Origin of the sequence: Spirosoma utsteinense (genome assembly GCF_014282275.1) — a bacterium.
Taxonomy (GTDB): domain Bacteria; phylum Bacteroidota; class Bacteroidia; order Cytophagales; family Spirosomataceae; genus Spirosoma; species Spirosoma utsteinense.
In genome coordinates this window covers 209,357-227,030 of the sequence record NZ_VFIA01000004.1, presented here as the reverse complement: position 1 = coordinate 227,030, position 17,674 = coordinate 209,357, and the positions used below count along the sequence as shown (strand labels likewise).

At 55.0% G+C, this 17,674-nt stretch carries 13 protein-coding genes; 5 read left to right on the top strand and 8 right to left on the bottom strand.

The genetic code is table 11. The features are described from left to right. Positions 1 to 17: 17 nt before the first annotated feature. The 4 genes from FH603_RS04675 to FH603_RS04660 all read right to left on the bottom strand — a co-directional run bounded on the left by FH603_RS04675 (position 18) and on the right by FH603_RS04660 (position 5,693). Entirely contained in the window at positions 18 to 1,637 is a 1,620-nt protein-coding gene (locus FH603_RS04675; RefSeq protein ID WP_394366407.1) for a serine hydrolase domain-containing protein, read from the bottom strand. A gap of 172 nt (positions 1,638 to 1,809) precedes the next feature. After that, entirely contained in the window at positions 1,810 to 3,138 is a 1,329-nt protein-coding gene (locus FH603_RS04670) for a DUF6600 domain-containing protein (protein ID WP_186736288.1), read from the bottom strand. Positions 3,139 to 3,276: 138 nt separating this feature from the next. Next, positions 3,277 to 4,719 carry a Gfo/Idh/MocA family protein gene (locus tag FH603_RS04665; protein WP_186736287.1) on the bottom strand — a complete coding sequence of 481 codons (1,443 nt, stop codon included), beginning with the start codon at positions 4,717 to 4,719 and terminating at the stop codon, positions 3,277 to 3,279. 182 nt (positions 4,720 to 4,901) lie between these two features. Then, positions 4,902 to 5,693 carry a 3-keto-disaccharide hydrolase gene (locus FH603_RS04660; protein WP_186736286.1) on the bottom strand — a complete coding sequence of 264 codons (792 nt, stop codon included), beginning with the start codon at positions 5,691 to 5,693 and terminating at the stop codon, positions 4,902 to 4,904. Between the two features lie 362 nt (positions 5,694 to 6,055). Between FH603_RS04660 and FH603_RS04655 the strand changes: the two genes are divergently transcribed. The 3 genes from FH603_RS04655 to FH603_RS04645 all read left to right on the top strand — a co-directional run bounded on the left by FH603_RS04655 (position 6,056) and on the right by FH603_RS04645 (position 9,553). After that, positions 6,056 to 7,513, top strand: coding sequence for an energy transducer TonB (locus FH603_RS04655; RefSeq protein ID WP_186736285.1), 1,458 nt, complete (start codon positions 6,056 to 6,058; stop codon positions 7,511 to 7,513). Positions 7,514 to 7,637: 124 nt separating this feature from the next. Beyond that, positions 7,638 to 8,732: a glycine cleavage system aminomethyltransferase GcvT gene (gene gcvT, locus FH603_RS04650; RefSeq protein ID WP_186736284.1), complete on the top strand. Its 1,095-nt coding sequence runs from the start codon at positions 7,638 to 7,640 to the stop codon at positions 8,730 to 8,732. Positions 8,733 to 8,839: 107 nt separating this feature from the next. Continuing rightward, positions 8,840 to 9,553 carry a 2-phosphosulfolactate phosphatase gene (locus FH603_RS04645; protein WP_186736283.1) on the top strand — a complete coding sequence of 238 codons (714 nt, stop codon included), beginning with the start codon at positions 8,840 to 8,842 and terminating at the stop codon, positions 9,551 to 9,553. 118 nt (positions 9,554 to 9,671) lie between these two features. Here FH603_RS04645 and FH603_RS04640 read toward each other — a convergent pair whose 3' ends face one another. The 3 genes from FH603_RS04640 to FH603_RS04630 form a co-directional block, all read right to left on the bottom strand. Next, entirely contained in the window at positions 9,672 to 11,012 is a 1,341-nt protein-coding gene (locus FH603_RS04640; protein ID WP_317171311.1) for a TolC family protein, read from the bottom strand. 72 nt (positions 11,013 to 11,084) lie between these two features. Further along, positions 11,085 to 12,665 carry a DHA2 family efflux MFS transporter permease subunit gene (locus FH603_RS04635; protein ID WP_186736282.1) on the bottom strand — a complete coding sequence of 527 codons (1,581 nt, stop codon included), beginning with the start codon at positions 12,663 to 12,665 and terminating at the stop codon, positions 11,085 to 11,087. Positions 12,666 to 12,667: 2 nt separating this feature from the next. Continuing rightward, on the bottom strand, positions 12,668 to 13,774 hold the full coding sequence (locus FH603_RS04630; RefSeq protein ID WP_186736281.1) for an HlyD family secretion protein: 1,107 nt from the start codon (positions 13,772 to 13,774) through the stop codon (positions 12,668 to 12,670). Positions 13,775 to 13,997: 223 nt separating this feature from the next. Here FH603_RS04630 and FH603_RS04625 point away from each other — a divergent pair, with 223 nt between their 5' ends. Together FH603_RS04625 and FH603_RS04620 are read left to right on the top strand one after the other, a co-directional pair. Continuing rightward, a complete protein-coding gene (locus tag FH603_RS04625) occupies positions 13,998 to 14,498 on the top strand; it encodes a MarR family winged helix-turn-helix transcriptional regulator (protein WP_186736280.1) in 501 nt (166 codons plus the stop codon). 108 nt (positions 14,499 to 14,606) lie between these two features. Next, positions 14,607 to 15,971 carry an NAD-dependent succinate-semialdehyde dehydrogenase gene (locus FH603_RS04620; RefSeq protein WP_186736279.1) on the top strand — a complete coding sequence of 455 codons (1,365 nt, stop codon included), beginning with the start codon at positions 14,607 to 14,609 and terminating at the stop codon, positions 15,969 to 15,971. Between the two features lie 444 nt (positions 15,972 to 16,415). Here the strand turns inward: FH603_RS04620 and FH603_RS04615 are convergent, their stop codons facing one another. Beyond that, positions 16,416 to 17,606 (bottom strand): dipeptidase, encoded by a 1,191-nt coding sequence (locus tag FH603_RS04615; protein ID WP_186736278.1) that lies wholly within the window; start codon positions 17,604 to 17,606, stop codon positions 16,416 to 16,418. Positions 17,607 to 17,674 lie beyond the last annotated feature (68 nt).

The following is a 17,674-nucleotide window of genomic DNA, read 5'->3' as shown; positions in this document are numbered from 1 at the left end:
GCTTTGTGTAACAAACCTTACCCTTTCATACCAACCCCACCAGCCTGTAGTTTACCCTGTAGTTCCGGACGCGGGTCTTTGGTTTTATTGATTTTGGACAGGCTGCTGGCAAAGTCGACGGTGACGCTGTCGTCGCCGAAGGTTAGTGAGACGGTGTCGGTATGAGCGGTTTCAATGAAGCGTAGCGTCATCACGAACGTGTTGGCGTCCTGCCACGTGCCGCTCCCGGCAACGCGCGTTTTGGTTTCGCCGGGGACGGGCGTCGCTACCAGTTTCAATGGTATAGTCGAGAAGGTCGTCTCGCTTTCGACCCAGCGGTTTATACCACACGTTACCTGATGCGCCCCCTGCTCATCCTGCAGTTTGAAGATGCAGCCATCTTTGCCAAATGTCAGCGAGACGGCTTTTGCCTTCATCGAATTGGTAGCCAGCCCGTAGGTATGGCCGCTTATCTTTGACGACACGGGCGAAGTCGACGCCATCATAGGCGGAGCCAGTGCCAGTCCTTTTAATTTTTGATTCAGAGCGGTTGACGCCGTTTTGTCGGTCGATGACCCGGCTCCCTGAAGCGCAGGCAGAATGTTGGTCCAGACCTCGTCGAGGATCGCCTGCATATCCGATGTTTCGGAGGTAATGGCAATCACAGCGTCTTCCTTCGGGAGCACGATGCAGTACTGGCCCAGGGCTCCGTCGCCCCGGTAGGCATCGTGTCGGCAGCGCCAGAACTGATAGCCGTACCCTTGCAGCCAGTCGTTCTCTTCAGCTTTCCGCTTTCCCCCCGCCGACTGGACCTGCTTACTCGTAGCATCGGCGATCCAGGCTTCGGGGAGGAGCCGTTTACCGTTCCACATGCCTTTCTGCACGTACAGCTGTCCGAATTTGGCGATGTCTTCCGTCCGTACCCGCAGGCCCCAGCCGCCCGTGTCGATCCCATTCGGATCTGTTTCCCAATCGGCTCCTTCGATACCCAGCGGATCGAACAGGCGTGGTTTGAGGTAAGTCAGTACCGGCTGGCCGGTGAGTTTCTGAACAATGGCCGAGAGCATGTAGGTAGCGCCACTGTTGTACACAAAATGGGTACCCGGTTTATGGTCGACAGGATGCGCCAGAAATACCTTGATCCAGTTTTTATTCCCGTCGACCCGCATGTTGGGCGTGGGCTCTTTATCATGGCCGGTGGTCATGGTCAGCAGATCTTTCACCCGCATGGCCGCCAGGTTGTCGCTGATGGTGGCGGGCAGATCAGCTTTGAAGAAGGAAATTACCTTATCCTCGACCGTAAGTTTTCCCTCGGCAACGGCCATTCCTACCGCTGTCGACGTAAAACTTTTACTGAGTGAATACAGGGTGTGCTTAAGCTGGGGTTTATAGGGTGCCCACCATCCTTCGGCAACGACCTGTCCATGCCGCACAACCATCATACTATGCAGATTGAGGGCTGACTTCTCGACGGCATTGACGAAATTCAGCAACCCGCCTGATGCCACGCCCTGCACTTCGGGCAGGCTGCGCGGTAGCTGAAAAGTTCGGGCAGGCGAATCCCAGGCCGGGGCCGCCCAGCCTGAAGTAGCTACCGTAAGGCCAACGGCACCGAAGCCCAGTTGCTTAAGAAAGTGACGACGATTGAGATTTATCACGCTGGGAAAGAGTTAGAGTCCGGCTTTTAAAGGGTATGCCGAATGCGTTATACTGTTTATTCCATTATTCTAATCGTCTCTTAATGAAAGTTTCGGCCCACCCGGCAAGAGCAGGCCCGCCATCTCATTTTGCAGATGGCGGGCCTGTTCCAAGCGTAGAAAGTCTATTGTTTTAGCGAGGACCGCGCGAACCGCCCCGCCGTTCGGGCGTTGCGCCCGGAGGAGTTGGCGCCTGTTCCGGTGCCTGGCTGCGTCCCTGCGGCTGCGGCTGTGGCTGAACACGCTGCTCAATCCGGTTCTGCCGTTGCAGCTGGGGCTGACGAATGTCGGCGGGCTGACTGTTTTGGCGTTGCGGGAATGACTCCTGGCGGGTGTTTGCTTCCCGTTGTGGTTGCGGAAATGATTCCTGACGACGGGATTGCGGATACGTAGACGGCTGCGTTGGCTGGTTTTGTTGCGGAACAGGCTGGTTCTGCTGAACCTGCGGCTGAACGCGCTGCTCGTTCTGGTAACGACTCTGCCCTGAGCGCGGATTCACCGGCGATGCCTGTTCACGGGGTTGATACCGCGGATTGTCGTTGGTCTGCACCGGATTAGGCCGTGAGGTACCGGCAGGATTTCCTGCGTTCGGGGCATAGTCCCGGCGGGAGTAATCCCGTGGTTGATCGGTACGCGTTTCGCCACCGTTTCCCCGGCTGCCCCGGTTCATTTCGGGGCGGTAGATACCAACCGAGTTGTTCTGAACCACCGTCCGGCCGGGCCGACCCGAATTTTCGATTCGGTAGACCGGCACGCTCCGGCGGGTTACCCGTTCGATCTCTTCCCGACGCGGTCCATAAGCATAGGACCGGTTGTTGACCTGATATACGTTATTGATGATCGTTGTGCTCTGGTAGATGTTCACTACGCGTGGCCGGGGCACATAATAGCTGAACAGACGCGGGCTGGTAATGTAAATCTGCGGGACGAACACCCAGTAGTTGGACGGGATGTTAGCGTTCACATTGATGTTGATACCAGGTCCCAGTGGTGCCCAGCCGTAATAGCCGCCACCCGACCGCCACGACACCCAGGCAGGGCCCCAGTCGTTGCCCGGCACCCAGGCCCAGCGCTGATAGCGGTCCTGAAACCAGCGGCCGTAGTGGAACGGTGCCCAGCCCCAGGAATAGTCAGAAACCCAGGTGTTACCATACTCCGTAACGACCCAATGTCCATTGGTCGCGTAAGGCTGAAAGCCGGGCTCTACGTTTGGAACCCAGACCGTGCCGTATTCGGGCGTCTGCACCCACTGGCCGTGAGGTCCCAGCTCATTATAGAAGTCCTGGTTCTGTCCCTGACTGCCGTATTGCTGGTCATATTGATTATAACCGGGCTGCTGGTTATAATCGGGCTGGTTGTATCCCGGCTGATTATACCCGACCTGCGCCGTAGTCGTACATGCACCAGTCAGGCCAAGTACCAGGCCAGCCACCAATATCTGAAGTTTTGTTATCGTTTTCATCGCCTTGTTATTGAGACGTACACCCATTGGATGCATTTGACTGGCAAACGTTTAATCGGTTGGTCGAAGAAACGGGTTCGACTAACGTATTCAGCAAATACGTTGGTCGAACCCGTTTTGTTTCCGGCGTCATCCGGACTAGGTCGCGCTCCCGATCTTCATCTTGATGGGGTCCCAACTCATCACTTTCTTCTGGGCCAGACTCATATTACCGCACTGGGTAGGACCGCAGGCGCGCAGACCGAACGTGGCATCTTCGATGTTGGGTTTGTTGTCGCGCACCGAGTTGAAGAAGTTGACGAAGTGTTCATACCGGTCGCCTTTGTAATCCTTGGGCACCGTGTACTTGAACTCCTTCGGCCCTTCCATCTCCGAGGTAGCCGGGTACATTTTATTGTACTGCGCAACGAACAGATCTTTCTGGTCTTTCGGGAAATTATCGACCGACATCCCCGGTGCTTTCGGAAACTTGTTCTTCCGAACGGTCAGGCTATCCCAGCCGATGGACAGGTCACCTTCCGTACCGACCAGCCGCACCAGGTAAGCTCCACCCCCGCCATCGACGAAGTTGGACCGGGTGGTCAGGTTAAATTCGGGGTGCTCTGCCGTTTTCGGATAATCGTAAATGCTCAATTGGATATCGGGCACGTCGCGACCATCTTTCCAGTAGCGCGTTCCTCCGCTCGAATACACTTTGTTCGGTCCTTTGGAGCCGGTAATCGTGTGGAGACTCGTGAGCAGGTGGACATACAGGTCACCGGCAATGCCCGTTCCATAGTCCTGGTAGTTGCGCCACCGGAAGAAGCGGAGGGGGTCCCAGGGACGCTTGGGCGCACTACCCAGGTAGGTATCCCAGTCGACGGTTTGGGGCGAGGCATCGGGCGGAATCGAGTACTGCCAGGCACCCATGGCGCTGTGGCGATCGTACTGCGCTTCGGCAAAGACGAGTTCCCCAATGTCGCCGGCTTTCAACAGCTCTTTTGCCTTGGCAATGATGATAGAAGATGCAAACTGACTACCCACCTGAAAGACCTTGCCCGTTTCGGCAGCGACCTTGATGAGGGTGTGGCCATCCTCTACTTTCTGCACCATCGGCTTCTCGCAGTAGACGTGCTTGCCTTTTCGCATGGCGTCGGACGAGATTTTCTCGTGCCAGTGGTCGGTAGTGGCGTTAATGACGACGTCGATGTCCTTGCGTTCCAGCAGTTCACGGTAATCTTTGGTTACCGTCAGCCCATCGCCCCACAACTCCTTGGCCCGGCGTAACCGGCCGTCATACAAATCGCAGGCCGCCACCATTTCGACGCCATCGACCATCACCGCCGTTTGCGTGTCGCCAATTCCCATGCCGCCCGTACCGATGAGCGCCAGCCGTACTTTACCATTCGCCGACGTACTGGCATGGCTTTTCACCAGATTCAGGTACTGGGGAGCCGCCACGCCCGCAGCCTTGGTTTCGACGAGCGCGGAGGGTACGGTAGCAGCCGCTACGCCAAGGGTCTTCAGGAACGACCGCCGGGTGGCCTCGCCACGCGACTTGCCGCCTGTGTTTTCACCAGGGCCCTGTTCATTGTTTTTCATAGATGTAGGGTATTGCGTTGTAGTGTCACAGGAATTGGTGTGACACTACAAATAAAACCATTTTTCGGTATTGTCGCCCCCTAGCCCACAGATTCATCTGTGGGTTATCAGATTCATCTGTGGGTTATCAGATTCATCCGCGGGTATCAGATTCATCTGTGGGTTATTTCATACCGGCAAACCTAAAAATCCGTATCAGCCTGTTTCAGGTCAATTTTACGAATCCAGATATTGCGATACAGCACATCGTGCCCTTCGGCCTGTAGTTTGATACCACCCGGCGTATCGGTAACGCCTTTGCCGCCGTCATTTCCCCCATCGATACCCGAGTTAGGACCGCCCCATACCTGACTGATGGACTGGTTGGTATGTACCTTCGTCCCGTTGAGGTAGATGGTCGCCATGGCGGGTTCGGTCCGTTTGCCGTTCTGGAACCGGGCCGCCCGGAACTGAATATCGTAGGCGTTCCACTTGCCGGGACCGGTATAGTACTTATAAGGTGATTTAGATTCGTTGATGATGGCACCCATCCCGTGCGAGGTAGTGTCGCCGTCGACGATCTGCACCTCGTAGCGGTTTTGCAGGTATACGCCACTGTTGCCGCCGGGCTTGCTGACGAAAAATTCGACGTGCAGCCGGAAATCGCGAAATGCTTCTTTTGTAACAATGTCGGCCGCTCCGTACTTGCCACCGGCCGCAGCCGGATCATTGGTGTTCATGACCGTGCCGCTACCGGCCGGATCTTTCTCGACCTGCCATTTGATGGGCATGGTTGCGGCCAGCCTGGGCCCTTCCCAGTAAATCCATTTTTCATCGAGCATCTTACGTGACCCATCGAAGAGGACTTCGGCTCCTTTCGGCACTTTAGCACCCACACCAATGGGCTCTTTAACGGTTAGGGCCAGACCTGCACCAGCCGCTACGACGAATAACGCCCAGCGGACCTTGGTTTGGATGAAAACGGAACGTTTCATACGTAGATAAATGATAAGTGCTTGATACATTGCAAACAGCTTTTACTATAAGGATACCCAATTCCTGATTTACCCATGCACCTGATACCAGGCCCTGAGCCGATCAGATTACCTGTCATGTGTCCACTACTCGAATGACAACCACTACCAGGGGCTACGCCCACTGGCAGGGTTAGGCACACACCCTGCCAGTGGGCGTAGCCCCTGGTAGTGGTTGTCATGTGCCAGGTACCATACCAATCGATAACGATTAGTTATAGAAGTTACGTTTATCGACACAAATTTGATAAAGAACAGACAGTATCTCTTTGAGCGTAAATAGTTTCTTTTTTACTTTAGCCTTCATCCATCAACACCCATTCATGAAAAACCTTTTCCTTTTTTGCGCCCTCATAATCTCCACCAGTGCGTTTGCCCAGGAGCCTGTTTACAAGAATTTTGAAACCGACAGTGCGGCTCAACCGCGCGGTGGTATTCCCTTCTTCAACGCCTTCCTGCAAAACAACCTCCGCAAACCGGTCGTCGTCGAAGCCAGCGGGCTGAGTGGGCGCGTTATCCTTGGTGCCATTGTTGAAATCGATGGACGGGTATCCGACGTAAAACTCATGCAGTCGTTCCGGCCCGACTGCGACCGCGAGGCTCTGCGCGTTTTTAGCCTCTTCAACGCCTGGCAACCAGCGTATAAAGGGGGTAAAGCTGTTCGCCAGACGGTTACCATGCCGGTCACTTTCAAAGCCAGTGCTCCGTATGCCTTCGCGAATGGAACCCGAATCACCTATTACGATACGAAACAGAACCTGCTGCCCGATAGCAGCGCCCGGGCGGAGTTCAGGCAGGTTACCCCCCTCGACACAAATGGTTTGCCCAACGGCGACATCGTTGTATTCCAGCGGAAGCGGCAGGAGTGGAAAGAATCGTACCGATTGCCGTTCGTCCGTCAGAAAATTGAGGAGCGCAGTCCCTGGGGTAAACCGGTTTTCAGGCAGGGGATTCAGCAGACCACTAAGCAGTGGCAGGGCTGGGTAACCGATATCGACCAGGATGGCAAAGCCGTTCGCCGGGTTTTCTACGAAAATGACAAACAGACCAACTATGAACTAACCTACCACGCCAATGGGGTGGTAGCGCAGCGAACGGACTATGGTGATCAGGAAAACACGCTGCGTTCGTGGCACCCGAACGGACAGATCAAACAGGTTTGGACCGTTCCCAAACCGAAGACGATGACAATTACCCAACCCGACCAGATCGCTGCTTTCTGGGATAGCACGGGACGTCAGCTGGTCAGTGAAGGAAACGGCACCGTGATTGATATACAGCCAGTCATGTCACGCAGCGATTCCAGCAGACAGACCCGGCTTATTGAGCAGGGCCTGCTCAAGGCCGGCATGAAACAGGGCATCTGGACGGGCCGCTATGCCGACGGGTCTTATCACTACGAAGAACGATACGACAAGGGCATTTGCCAGGGCGGAAAAGCCTTAACCGCGGGAAGCGATACAGTACGATACGCCGTTCATCAACAGCAACCTGAATTCAAAGGCGGTATGCAGGGGCTCGGCAACTTTCTCGCCCAGAACCTTCAATATCCACCCAACGCCCAACGAGCCAACGCCCAGGGCAAGGTCTACATTAGTTTCGTCGTCTGCACCGATGGCAGCCTGTGTGACTACGAAGTGCAGAGTGGCGTACACCCTGAACTCGACCAGGAAGCCCTGCGCGTAGTGAAAGCCATGAACGGCCGGTGGAAACCGGGTAACCAGCGCGGCCAGAACGTACGGGTAAAGTACAATCTGCCGATCAATTTTACGCTCCAGTAGCCGCAGAAGCTTCGGTTTGAGCCAGCGCCTGCTATAATGTGAAGACTGTTTTTGCCCGCGTTCCGGTTAAAACAGACTGAAGTCTGTGGTACGTTCGTAAATTTGCCGGATAACCCCCGCGCAGATGTCGCTAAAGCAAGTCCCTCTCCATCTTATTCATCAACAACTGGGCGCGAAGATCGTGCCATTTGCGGGCTTCGAAATGCCCGTTCGTTATTCATCCGATCTCGATGAGCATAACACCGTCCGCAACAGCGTTGGCGTTTTCGACGTATCGCACATGGGCGAGTTTATCCTCAAAGGGGAAGACGCCCTGGCCCTGATCCAGCGCGTGTCGGCCAACGACGCCAGTACCCTCTTCGATGGTAAGGTACAATATAGCTACCTGCCCAATGGGCGGGGCGGCATTGTCGACGACCTGCTCGTGTACCGCATCAGCCCGCTCGAATACATGCTCGTCGTCAACGCGTCGAATATCGAGAAAGACTGGAACTGGATCAACCAGCACGTCGATGCCGATGCCAACCTGACGCTGGTCAACATCTCCGACGATATGTGCCTGTTTGCCGTGCAGGGTCCACTGGCGGCTAAAGCACTTGAATCGCTTACCCCCGCCAAGCTCGACTCGATGGGTTACTACACCTTCGAGAAAACCGATTTCGCCGGCTATGCCAACGTAATCGTATCGGCAACGGGCTATACGGGCGCGGGCGGATTCGAGATCTATGTATCGAACCACCAGGCCGAAGGTGTCTGGAACGCGATCATGGAAGCCGGAGCCCCCTACGGCATCAAACCCATCGGCCTCGGCGCGCGCGACACGCTCCGGCTCGAAATGGGCTATAACCTCTACGGCAACGACATCACCGACGAGACATCACCCCTGGAAGCGGGTCTGGGCTGGGTTACCAAGTTCACCCACGACTTCATCGACGCCGACATACTCAAACAGCAAAAAGAGCAGGGACTCGCGCGCAAACTCATTGCTTTCGAGATGATCGACCGGGGTATCCCGCGCGGCCATTACGAACTAACCGATGCCGACGGCCAGAAACTGGGAGAGGTCACGTCGGGCACTCAGTCGCCCACGCTCAGCAAGGGCATCGGTATGGGGTATGTACCTACCGCCTTCAGCAAGCCCGGCACCGACCTGTTCGTGAAGGTTCGTGACAAACTCCTCAAAGCCCAGGTCGTTAAATTACCATTTGTCAATAAGTAGTCGTAGTAGTCGTAAGTCGTAGTAGTCGTAAGGGGCTGACGCCCCCCCCTGTTCCAAGTACTTACGACTACTACGACTTACGACTACTATGACTTACATCACTTTCTATGAAACAAATCGACGTTTGTCTTACCCCTGATTTATTGCATCTACACGCTGTAGAGAATACCATTGTAGTCGTTGCCGACGTATTCCGGGCAACCTCCTGTATGGTTACAGCCTTTGCCTACGGGGTTAAAACCATTATCCCGGTTGCTACCATCGATGAGTGTCAGATGTGGCAGGAGCGTGGTTATCTGGCCGCAGCTGAACGCAATGCCCGCCGGGTCGACGGATTCGAGCTGGACAACTCGCCGTTCACGTATATGGATGAACAAATCCGGGATGCCAACGTAGCGATGACAACTACCAACGGTACACTGGCTATTACAAAATCGCGTTCGGCGGTAAAAGTGCTGGTCGGGTCATTCCTGAATCTGGAAGCCATTGTGCGTTACCTCAAAACCGAGCGGTACGACGTCATGGTCTTGTGTGCAGGCTGGAAAGGCCGTGTCAACCTGGAAGACACTCTGTTTGCCGGGGCGCTGGTCGACCGCCTGAAAGATAGCTATGCTATGGCCGAAGACAGCGCTATTATGGCATGGCGGCTATACGAACAGGGCAAAGACAACCTGGCAGGCTACCTCTCGAACTCATCCCACATCAAACGGCTCCAGCGGCTGGGCATTCAGAAAGACATTACCTACTGTCTTCAGCACGACCTGTACGACGTTGTCCCCGTACTACGCGGCAACGCCCTGGTAGCGATGGAAGGGCTATAAAAACACAACCCTTCGCGTCTATCTGTAGAGACGCAACCCCTTGCGTCTCGGATGCGTCAGCAAATTTTCATCAAGAAGACAAATTGCTGACGCATCCGAGACGCGAAGGGTTGCGTCTCTACAGGCCTTCGCCCTGTAACCGCTTTAACTCCAATTGATTAAGCAACAGCTGGTACTGGAAGTTCAGTCGTCCGAGTTCGGCTTCTTCAACGCCTGTTTCGGCACTTTGCAGTTCCACGTTGGTGATGACGCCGTTACGGAGCCGGGCGTTAGCGATCTGGAGCGCTTTACGGGCTTGCAACACCTGTGTTTCCAGATTGGTCAGGCGTGTCTGGTTGCTGCGGATATCGGCGTTTAGCTGGGCGATACTCTGCCGAAGCTGCGCGTTGGCCGTTTCAACGGCATACCGGCTGGCGTTCAGGTTCATCTGCGCAACCTGGTTCTGCAACTGGTAACGTTTGCCTGCATAAAGCGGCACGACAATACCAACTCCAGCCGCCATGTTGGCCCGCAACTGGTCGACATTGAGCGGATAGCCATTCTTATAACCGGCATTCCCGCTAAAGCCAATGTTGGGTCTGCCCGCCTTGTCATTCACCAGAATATCCGTTTCGGCCGCCCGGACCCGGTCCTGAGCCAGCTGCACCTCTTTGTTGCCCGCCAGAACCGGTGCCAGATCACCGTCGAGGTTATATGGCTGCGTCACCGCGTTACCCGTTGCGCGCTGGCTGAACTGATCTACAGCCTGGCTGATATCCGGACTGGGATTCCCCGTCAGGAATGTCAGCGTGGCCAGCTGCCGCTCCAGCTGATTCTGGATTTCTATCCGTCGATTCTGCGCTGTTTTAACCCGAACCGCCTGTGTCAGCACATCGTATTCGAGGGCATCGCCATTCTGTAGCCGTGTCGTCAGCAGCCGTACGTTGGCGCTGGCCGTCTTGATAACCGAGTCCTGAACCGACAGACCACGTTGCAGAAACCCAATGCCGTAGTAGACTGTCGCTACCTGATATGCCAGATTCTGCTGGCTTATCTCCAGACTACGGCGCAGCACCTGTACATTGTCGGCCGCCTGCCGAACGGCAGCCTCGGTGCGCCCGAAGTCATAAATCGTTTGTCCAACTGAGACATTACCATTAAGGCTGTTATTCGGGGCCAGTTTGGCAACGACATCCTCCCCGTTGAGCGATAGCGCAAACTGGGGAACAGGGGTGATGTACGTGTAACTGCCGTTCAGATTTACCGTGGGACGCATCGCCGTATGTGCAATGTCGACCCGCAGTTCACCCGCCCGTATCTGTTCCTGCTGCTGTTTGAGAACCGGGTAATAAGCCGCAGCCTGTTGCACCAGCGACCGTAGTCCATCGGGCGTTTGGGTTGGCTGCGTTTGTGTTTGTGCCTGCACCGTCAAACCCGTCAGGAGTAAGGCCAGGTAGTATGAATGCGAAAGTTTCATCATGTTGTCTGGGCCCGGCTCCCGCCTGACCCGTCAGATAGTTATGCAGACCGGGTGCTACTCCCGATCAGCCGGTTAGTGAGCGGCATCAGCAACCGCTTTGGCCGTTGCCGCGTCCATTTTTTTGTTTTTTAGCAGAAACAGCAGCGGAAAAGAAACAACGAAGAACAGGCCCGCCAGCCGGAACGTGTCCAGGTAGGAAACCATCAGTGCCTGCCGCGTAACAATCAGATCGAGGTTCTTGTAAGCTCCCTGCACCGCATCGAGCGAATTGATGCCTCTGGCAATCAACCCCTGCGTAAGGGCCGTAAGCCGCTCGGTCAGTGCCGGATTCTCGGGCTGTAAGTTCGAGACGAGTTCGGTTCGGTGCAGCGCGGTCCGCTGGGTGACATAGGTGTTGGTGATGGCAACGCCAAACGCGCCCCCCAGTTGCCGCATCATGTTGACAATAGCAATGCCGGTAGGCAGTTGACGCGGTTCGAGCGTGGATACCGACTGGTTGATGAGCGGTACGTTAACCAGCGCCAGCCCAATTCCCCGGATAATGAGCGCATAAATAAAGTCGCCCGACGAAGCATCGGCGTTATAGGTCGACATCGTAAAGCAGAACGTGGCGAAGGCGATGTAGCCGAAGATGACGATGAGCCTTGGTGAGACCCCTTTGGCCAGTAGCCGCCCGGTAATGGCAAACATCGGCAATGTAATCAGTCCACCCGGCATCAGCAGCTTCCCCGTCTGGGTGGCCGTCATGCCTACGATCCGCTGCGCGAATAGCGGGTAGAGCAGTACCGAGGTGAACAGTCCGTACCCAACTACCACAATCAGCAGGGAACCGACCACCAGATTGCGGTTCTTGAGCGTTCGCAGATCCACGACCGGCGACCGGGTACCCCGTAGTTCCCACCACACAAACAAGGGCAGGGATATGACTGTAGCGATCGTTAGCCAGCGAATGAGCGAACTGTCGAACCAGTCGTCGGCCTCGCCCCGCTCCAGCACATATTGCAGACAGCCAATACCCACTGCCAGCAACAGAATACCGAACGTATCGACTTTGATCGCACTTCGATTGATATTGAGTTCTTCTTCTTTTTTGTCGATGAACGCCAGACTCAGGAAAACCGCCAGAATACCAATTGGCACGTTGATGTAAAACATCCAGCTCCAGTGGTAATTGTCGATGATGTAGCCACCCAGTGTAGGGCCGAGCGTAGGACCCAGCACGATACCCATCCCGAACAGGGCCGACGCAACAGCCCGCTGCGACGGTGGAAAGGCGTCGTACATAAGCCCCTGCGAAGTCGATAGCAGAGCGCCCCCGCCAATGCCCTGCAGGAACCGGAAGGCAACCAGCATCCACAGATTGTCGGCCAGACCACAACCGTACGACGCAACGGTAAACAGAATGATGGATGCGATGTAGTAGTTTTTCCGGCCAAAATAGCCCTGTAAAAAACTCGTCATCGGAATAACGATCACGTTGGCAACGGCATAAGCCGTTACCACCCATGATACGTCTTCGATGGTGACGCCAAGGTTACCGGCAATATCGGTCAGGCCTACGTTCACGATCGAGATATCGATCAGTTCGATGATGGCCGCCGAGATGGCCGTGATCACCACAATCCACCGGCGAAAACCCGTTGGTTGATTCATGGTTAGTCGGTTACCCGCACTTCAGCCTCTACGCTTAATCCGGCCCGAAGCTGATTTTTATAGTTCTGCGGGTTGATGATCTCGATTTTCACCGGCACCCGTTGCGTTACCTTCACGAAGTTACCCGATGAATTATCTGGCGGCAGCAGCGCGAAGCGGGCACCTGTAGCCTCCGACAGTGAGGCAATGCGGCCTTTTATGGCAAGATCAGGGTAAGCATCGAGTTTAACCGCAACTTCCTGCCCAAGCTTCATTTTTTCCAGCTGCGTTTCCTTGAAGTTCGCTACAACCCAGAAGGTAGAGTCGGCCACGATCGTGAACAGGTTCTGACCCGGCTGCACATACTGCCCGACGACGACGTTCTTCCGACCGATTTTACCCGCAATCGGAGCCGTAAGCCGGGCGTAGCCCTGCCGCAGTTTGGCATTGTCGATAGCTGCCTGCTTCACGTTCAGCACGGCCCGAATCTTCTGGATATTGGCCTGTGCTCTGGCAATACCAGCCTGCGCCACACCCTGCGACGTTTTGGCCAGCGTAATCTGTTCGACATTGGCTTCATACTGACGCCCCTGCACCTCCACGTTATTCTGCGTGTCTTCGAGCTGCTTACGCGTCAGCGACTGCTCCTTGTACAGGTTCTGGTCGCGCTGCAGGTCCTGGCGGGCTTTGTCACGACGGGAGGCCTGCACCTGCGCCGTCGACTGAGCGACACGGGCATTCTGTATCACGTTGCGCGCCGTAGCCTGGGCTGTGGCCAGATCGGCCTGGGCTGTGGCCAGATCAGCTACCGACTGCTGGTAGTCGGCCTCGACCTGCGCCAGGGCTACATCGTACTCCTGCGGGTCGATGGTAACCAGTGGCTGACCGCGTTTAACCGTTGCGTAATCATCGACGTTAACAGCCTGCACGTAACCAGCTACGCGGGCCAGTACGGGCGCAGAATTGCCCTCGATCTGGGCATTGTCGGTCGATTCGTAGTGCTGGCTGTGCTGGTATGCCTGAAAGGCGAAATAGCCACCGACCAATACGACAAGCGCAATGATGATACGGGGCAAGTATGTCTTTAATGCACTTTTTTCTTCGGTCGGAGTATACGTATCCGTTGCCATAATAGGAGTTGGTTGACTAAATGTTTTGTGCAGATCTGGTATTCAACTGAAACTGCCTTCCCTCGCTCACAGGCAGCCCGATCGGTTGATAATCAGCGACAGCTTTTGTGTATTGGGACAACAAAAGTAAACCAAGTTGACTATAAAGTCAAGTCAGTTGACTATATTTGTCATGTTAATTAATCGTGAATTAATACCGACTGGTTTACTTTGCGGAATAGCCATGGAAACAGACAAAAAAATCGTTGATTTCGACCAGTTACGGGAACTGCGGGGACGGTCTATTGGCCGGTTGGTCTGGCGGCTAAAACGCTACATGGATAACTTCATGGAGCCTCGTCTGCACCAGATGGGATTTACCGATTTCAAAACCAGCTACCTGGCGTTTCTGGCCAATATCGAAGAGAAAGGCATAACGAATAACGAGCTGGCGAAAAGGGCCTGCGTTACCAAGCAGATGATGAGCAAAACGGTCAGTTTGCTCGAATCGGAAGGGTACATACATACCGAGAAAAGCGAAACCGACTCCCGCTCGAACCGAATCTTTATGAACGAGCGCGGCTTTCAATTACTCTATGCCGTTAGTGAATGTATGAATGAAGCCCATGTCAAATTGGCCGACATTATTGGTGAAAAACGGTTTGAAGAAACGCTGGATTCGCTCCGTATACTGGCCGACGCCCTGGAAAAAGAAGAACTGGACAACAAGACCACTCAGCCCTGATACCCGGCAGTGACTTTTTTTACGTGTCGGCTCACTAAAAGCGCGCGCCGTTGTTTAGCCATTGGATGATTACCGGGCTTGCCCGCCGAAACCGTCACCCAGTGTAACATGACCTTCCAGTCCATTAACCCCTACAGCCAGCAAAGGCTGAAATCCTACCGCGCCGACAGTGCCGCAGCCCTGGAGCGTAAACTGAAACAGGCAGACCGGGCCTTTACCGACTGGTCTGCACTATCATTGGCAGAACGGGTTGGCTACCTGCGTCGCGTTGGCCAATACCTCTCCGATCACAAGGGATCGCTCGGTGATCTGATCACGGCGGAGATGGGCAAGACCCGCAAAGAAGGCGCGGCCGAAGTAGAGAAATGTGCCACAAGCTGTACCTACTACGCCGACCATGCCGACATGTTCCTGGCCGATCAATCGATCGATATCGATCAACATAACCGCGCTTTTGTCACCCATCAGCCCCTGGGGCCGGTGCTGGCGATCATGCCCTGGAATTTTCCATTCTGGCAGGTGTTCCGGTTTGCCATTCCGGGGCTGCTGGCGGGTAACGTTGGCCTGCTCAAACACGCCCCCAACGTATTCGGCTGTGCGGTGGCCATCGAAGATGTTTTCCGGCAATGCGGCCTGCCTGGCGGGGTCTTCCAGTCATTACTTATCGATGTAGCGCCGGTCGAGCGTATCCTGGACGACAAACGGGTGCGGGCCGTTACGCTCACGGGCAGCGGGCGGGCGGGATCGTCGGTAGCGGGCATTGCCGGGCGGGCCATCAAGAAATCGGTGCTGGAGCTGGGTGGCTCGGATGCGCTGATCGTTCTGGCCGACGCCGATCTGGAACGTGCGGCTGAAACGGCCGTGAAATCCCGGATGCAGAATGCCGGACAAAGCTGCATTGCGGCCAAGCGGTTCATTGTGGAGAAGTCGGTCAAAAAGCAGTTTACCGAACTGGTCCTGCATCATATCCGACAGATAAACCAGGGCGACCCAATGGATGATACCACAACGATGGGCCCTATGGCCCGTCCCGACCTCGCCGACGCCATCGAACGTCAGTTTGACGAATCGGTAGCGAACGGTGCGAAATCGCTAACGGGGCCTGTGCTGCGTAACGGCTGTAACGTACAACCGATGCTGCTCGACCGGGTGAAGCCGGGCATGGCGGCTTTCGATGAGGAGACGTTCGGCCCAATAGCCGCCCTGATCGAAGCAAAGGACGCAGCCGACGCCATCCGGCTGGCCAACCAATCGGACTTTGGCCTTGGGTCGGCTTTATGGACCAAGGATCTGGACAGGGCCGACCGGCTGGCACGACAGATACAGGCGGGGTCGGTGTTTGTGAACGGGTTGATGCGTTCCGATGCGCGGGTACCGTTTGGCGGTATCAAAAACTCCGGCTTCGGCCGGGAGTTATCGGAAATTGGTATGAAAGAATTCGTGAACGTGAAAACGGTCTGGATCGAGGGTTAACAGAAAAGGCGAATGCCATTACTTGGAGTAATGGCATTCGCCTTTTCTGTTACTGAAATAGTTTTTCAACAACCTCATTGCGTGTCAAACCAAAAGGGGCCGCTACATCCGACAGTATCTTAACGTGAGTCCGGGTTCAGATTTGGCCCGTAGGGCCTTCACAGCGTAGCGTCGGTAGAAAAATGGGGCCATCTGTAGGAAACGAGTGCCGTCAGGTACACAACCGGTATGTACCTGACGGCACATGGATAATGCTGAAATCAAATTGTCCTACCAACACTACGCTGTGAAGGCCCTAACGGGCCAGAACGAAGGCAGTTTAATTCCAAATTCACGTGACCAATGGCAGACGCCATATAGCCACCTTCTTCTGCTTCTTCGATGAGGAAAATATCTCTTTCATAGGCTGACAAAGAAAATCAAAACCCGCCTTTTCTGTTAACCCTACTGCACCTTGGCCTGGCCCAGTACCCGGAGCAGGTTACCGCCCCATATCTTGGCAATGTCTTTTTCGGAGTAGTTCCGTCGCAGCAGTTCGGCCGTCAGGTTTTCGATCTGGCTCACATCTTCGAGTCCGTTGACACCCCCGCCCCCGTCAAAATCAGAACCGATGCCAACATGATCGATCCCGGCAATTTTAACGATATGGTCGATGTGATTGGCAATGTCGGCCAGGCTGGCCCGTTCCGATGAAAATACCTTAGTCAGCGAGTCGCCCTCAGCCTGTAGTTTAGCCTGTAGTTCGGGCGTCATCACCTGACCCACGCGGGCCATCCGGTACTTGGTCTTGGCGATTTGAAAAGCAGGCGATGGCTTTTTAAGGTAATCGCTCACGAAGTTCACCTGCACAACGCCCCCTTTTTTGGCAATTGCCCGAATCATATCATCGGTCATGTTCCGGGGGAAATCGCATAACGCGCGGGCGTTGGAGTGCGACGCGATAACGGGCGCTTTCGACAAAGCCAGCGCATCGTAGAACGTGCTGTCGGCCACGTGCGACACGTCGATCAGGATACCGAGCCGGTTCATTTCCGGGACTACCTTCTTTCCAAACTCACTCAGGCCGCCGTAAATAGGACCATCGGGGTCGGTAGACGAATCGCCGATGAGGTTATTGGCAAAGTGGGTCAGCGTAATGTAGCGGCAACCCAGGTCATAGTAGGTTTTTAGCATCGACAGGTCTTTCCCGACCGGATACCCATTCTCCATCCCGATAAAGACAGCCCGCTTCCCGGCTTTCTGGATTCGGTAGGCATCCTCGGGCGTTAGCGCCAACTCGGCCATATCCGGGTATTTTTTAAGCGCTTTGTGAACCAGATCGAACTGGTTGAGGGCGTTTCGTTTAGCCTCGGCATGACCCGAATCGGTGCGTGGCCCCTGCGAGGTGTAGACCGCAAAAAACATGGCGTCCATACCACCCGCTTTCATACGGGGAAAATCGATCTGCGACCCGTCGCGTTTGGTGTCGTGCGCAACACCAACGTCAAAACCGGGTTTCTGCATCATAATCGGCGCATCGGCGTGGGTGTCGAGGGTCAGAATTCGCTGGTGGAGTTTATGCGCTTTTTTGGTGATGGGATCGTCAGCAGGTGAAGACAGGGCCAACAGAAGAAAAGGAAGTAATGGATTAATCATCGATCAGGAAGTTGGTTGTATGGTGAAATCTACACAATGATGCGGCTAATCACAACCGTTCCGCAGCT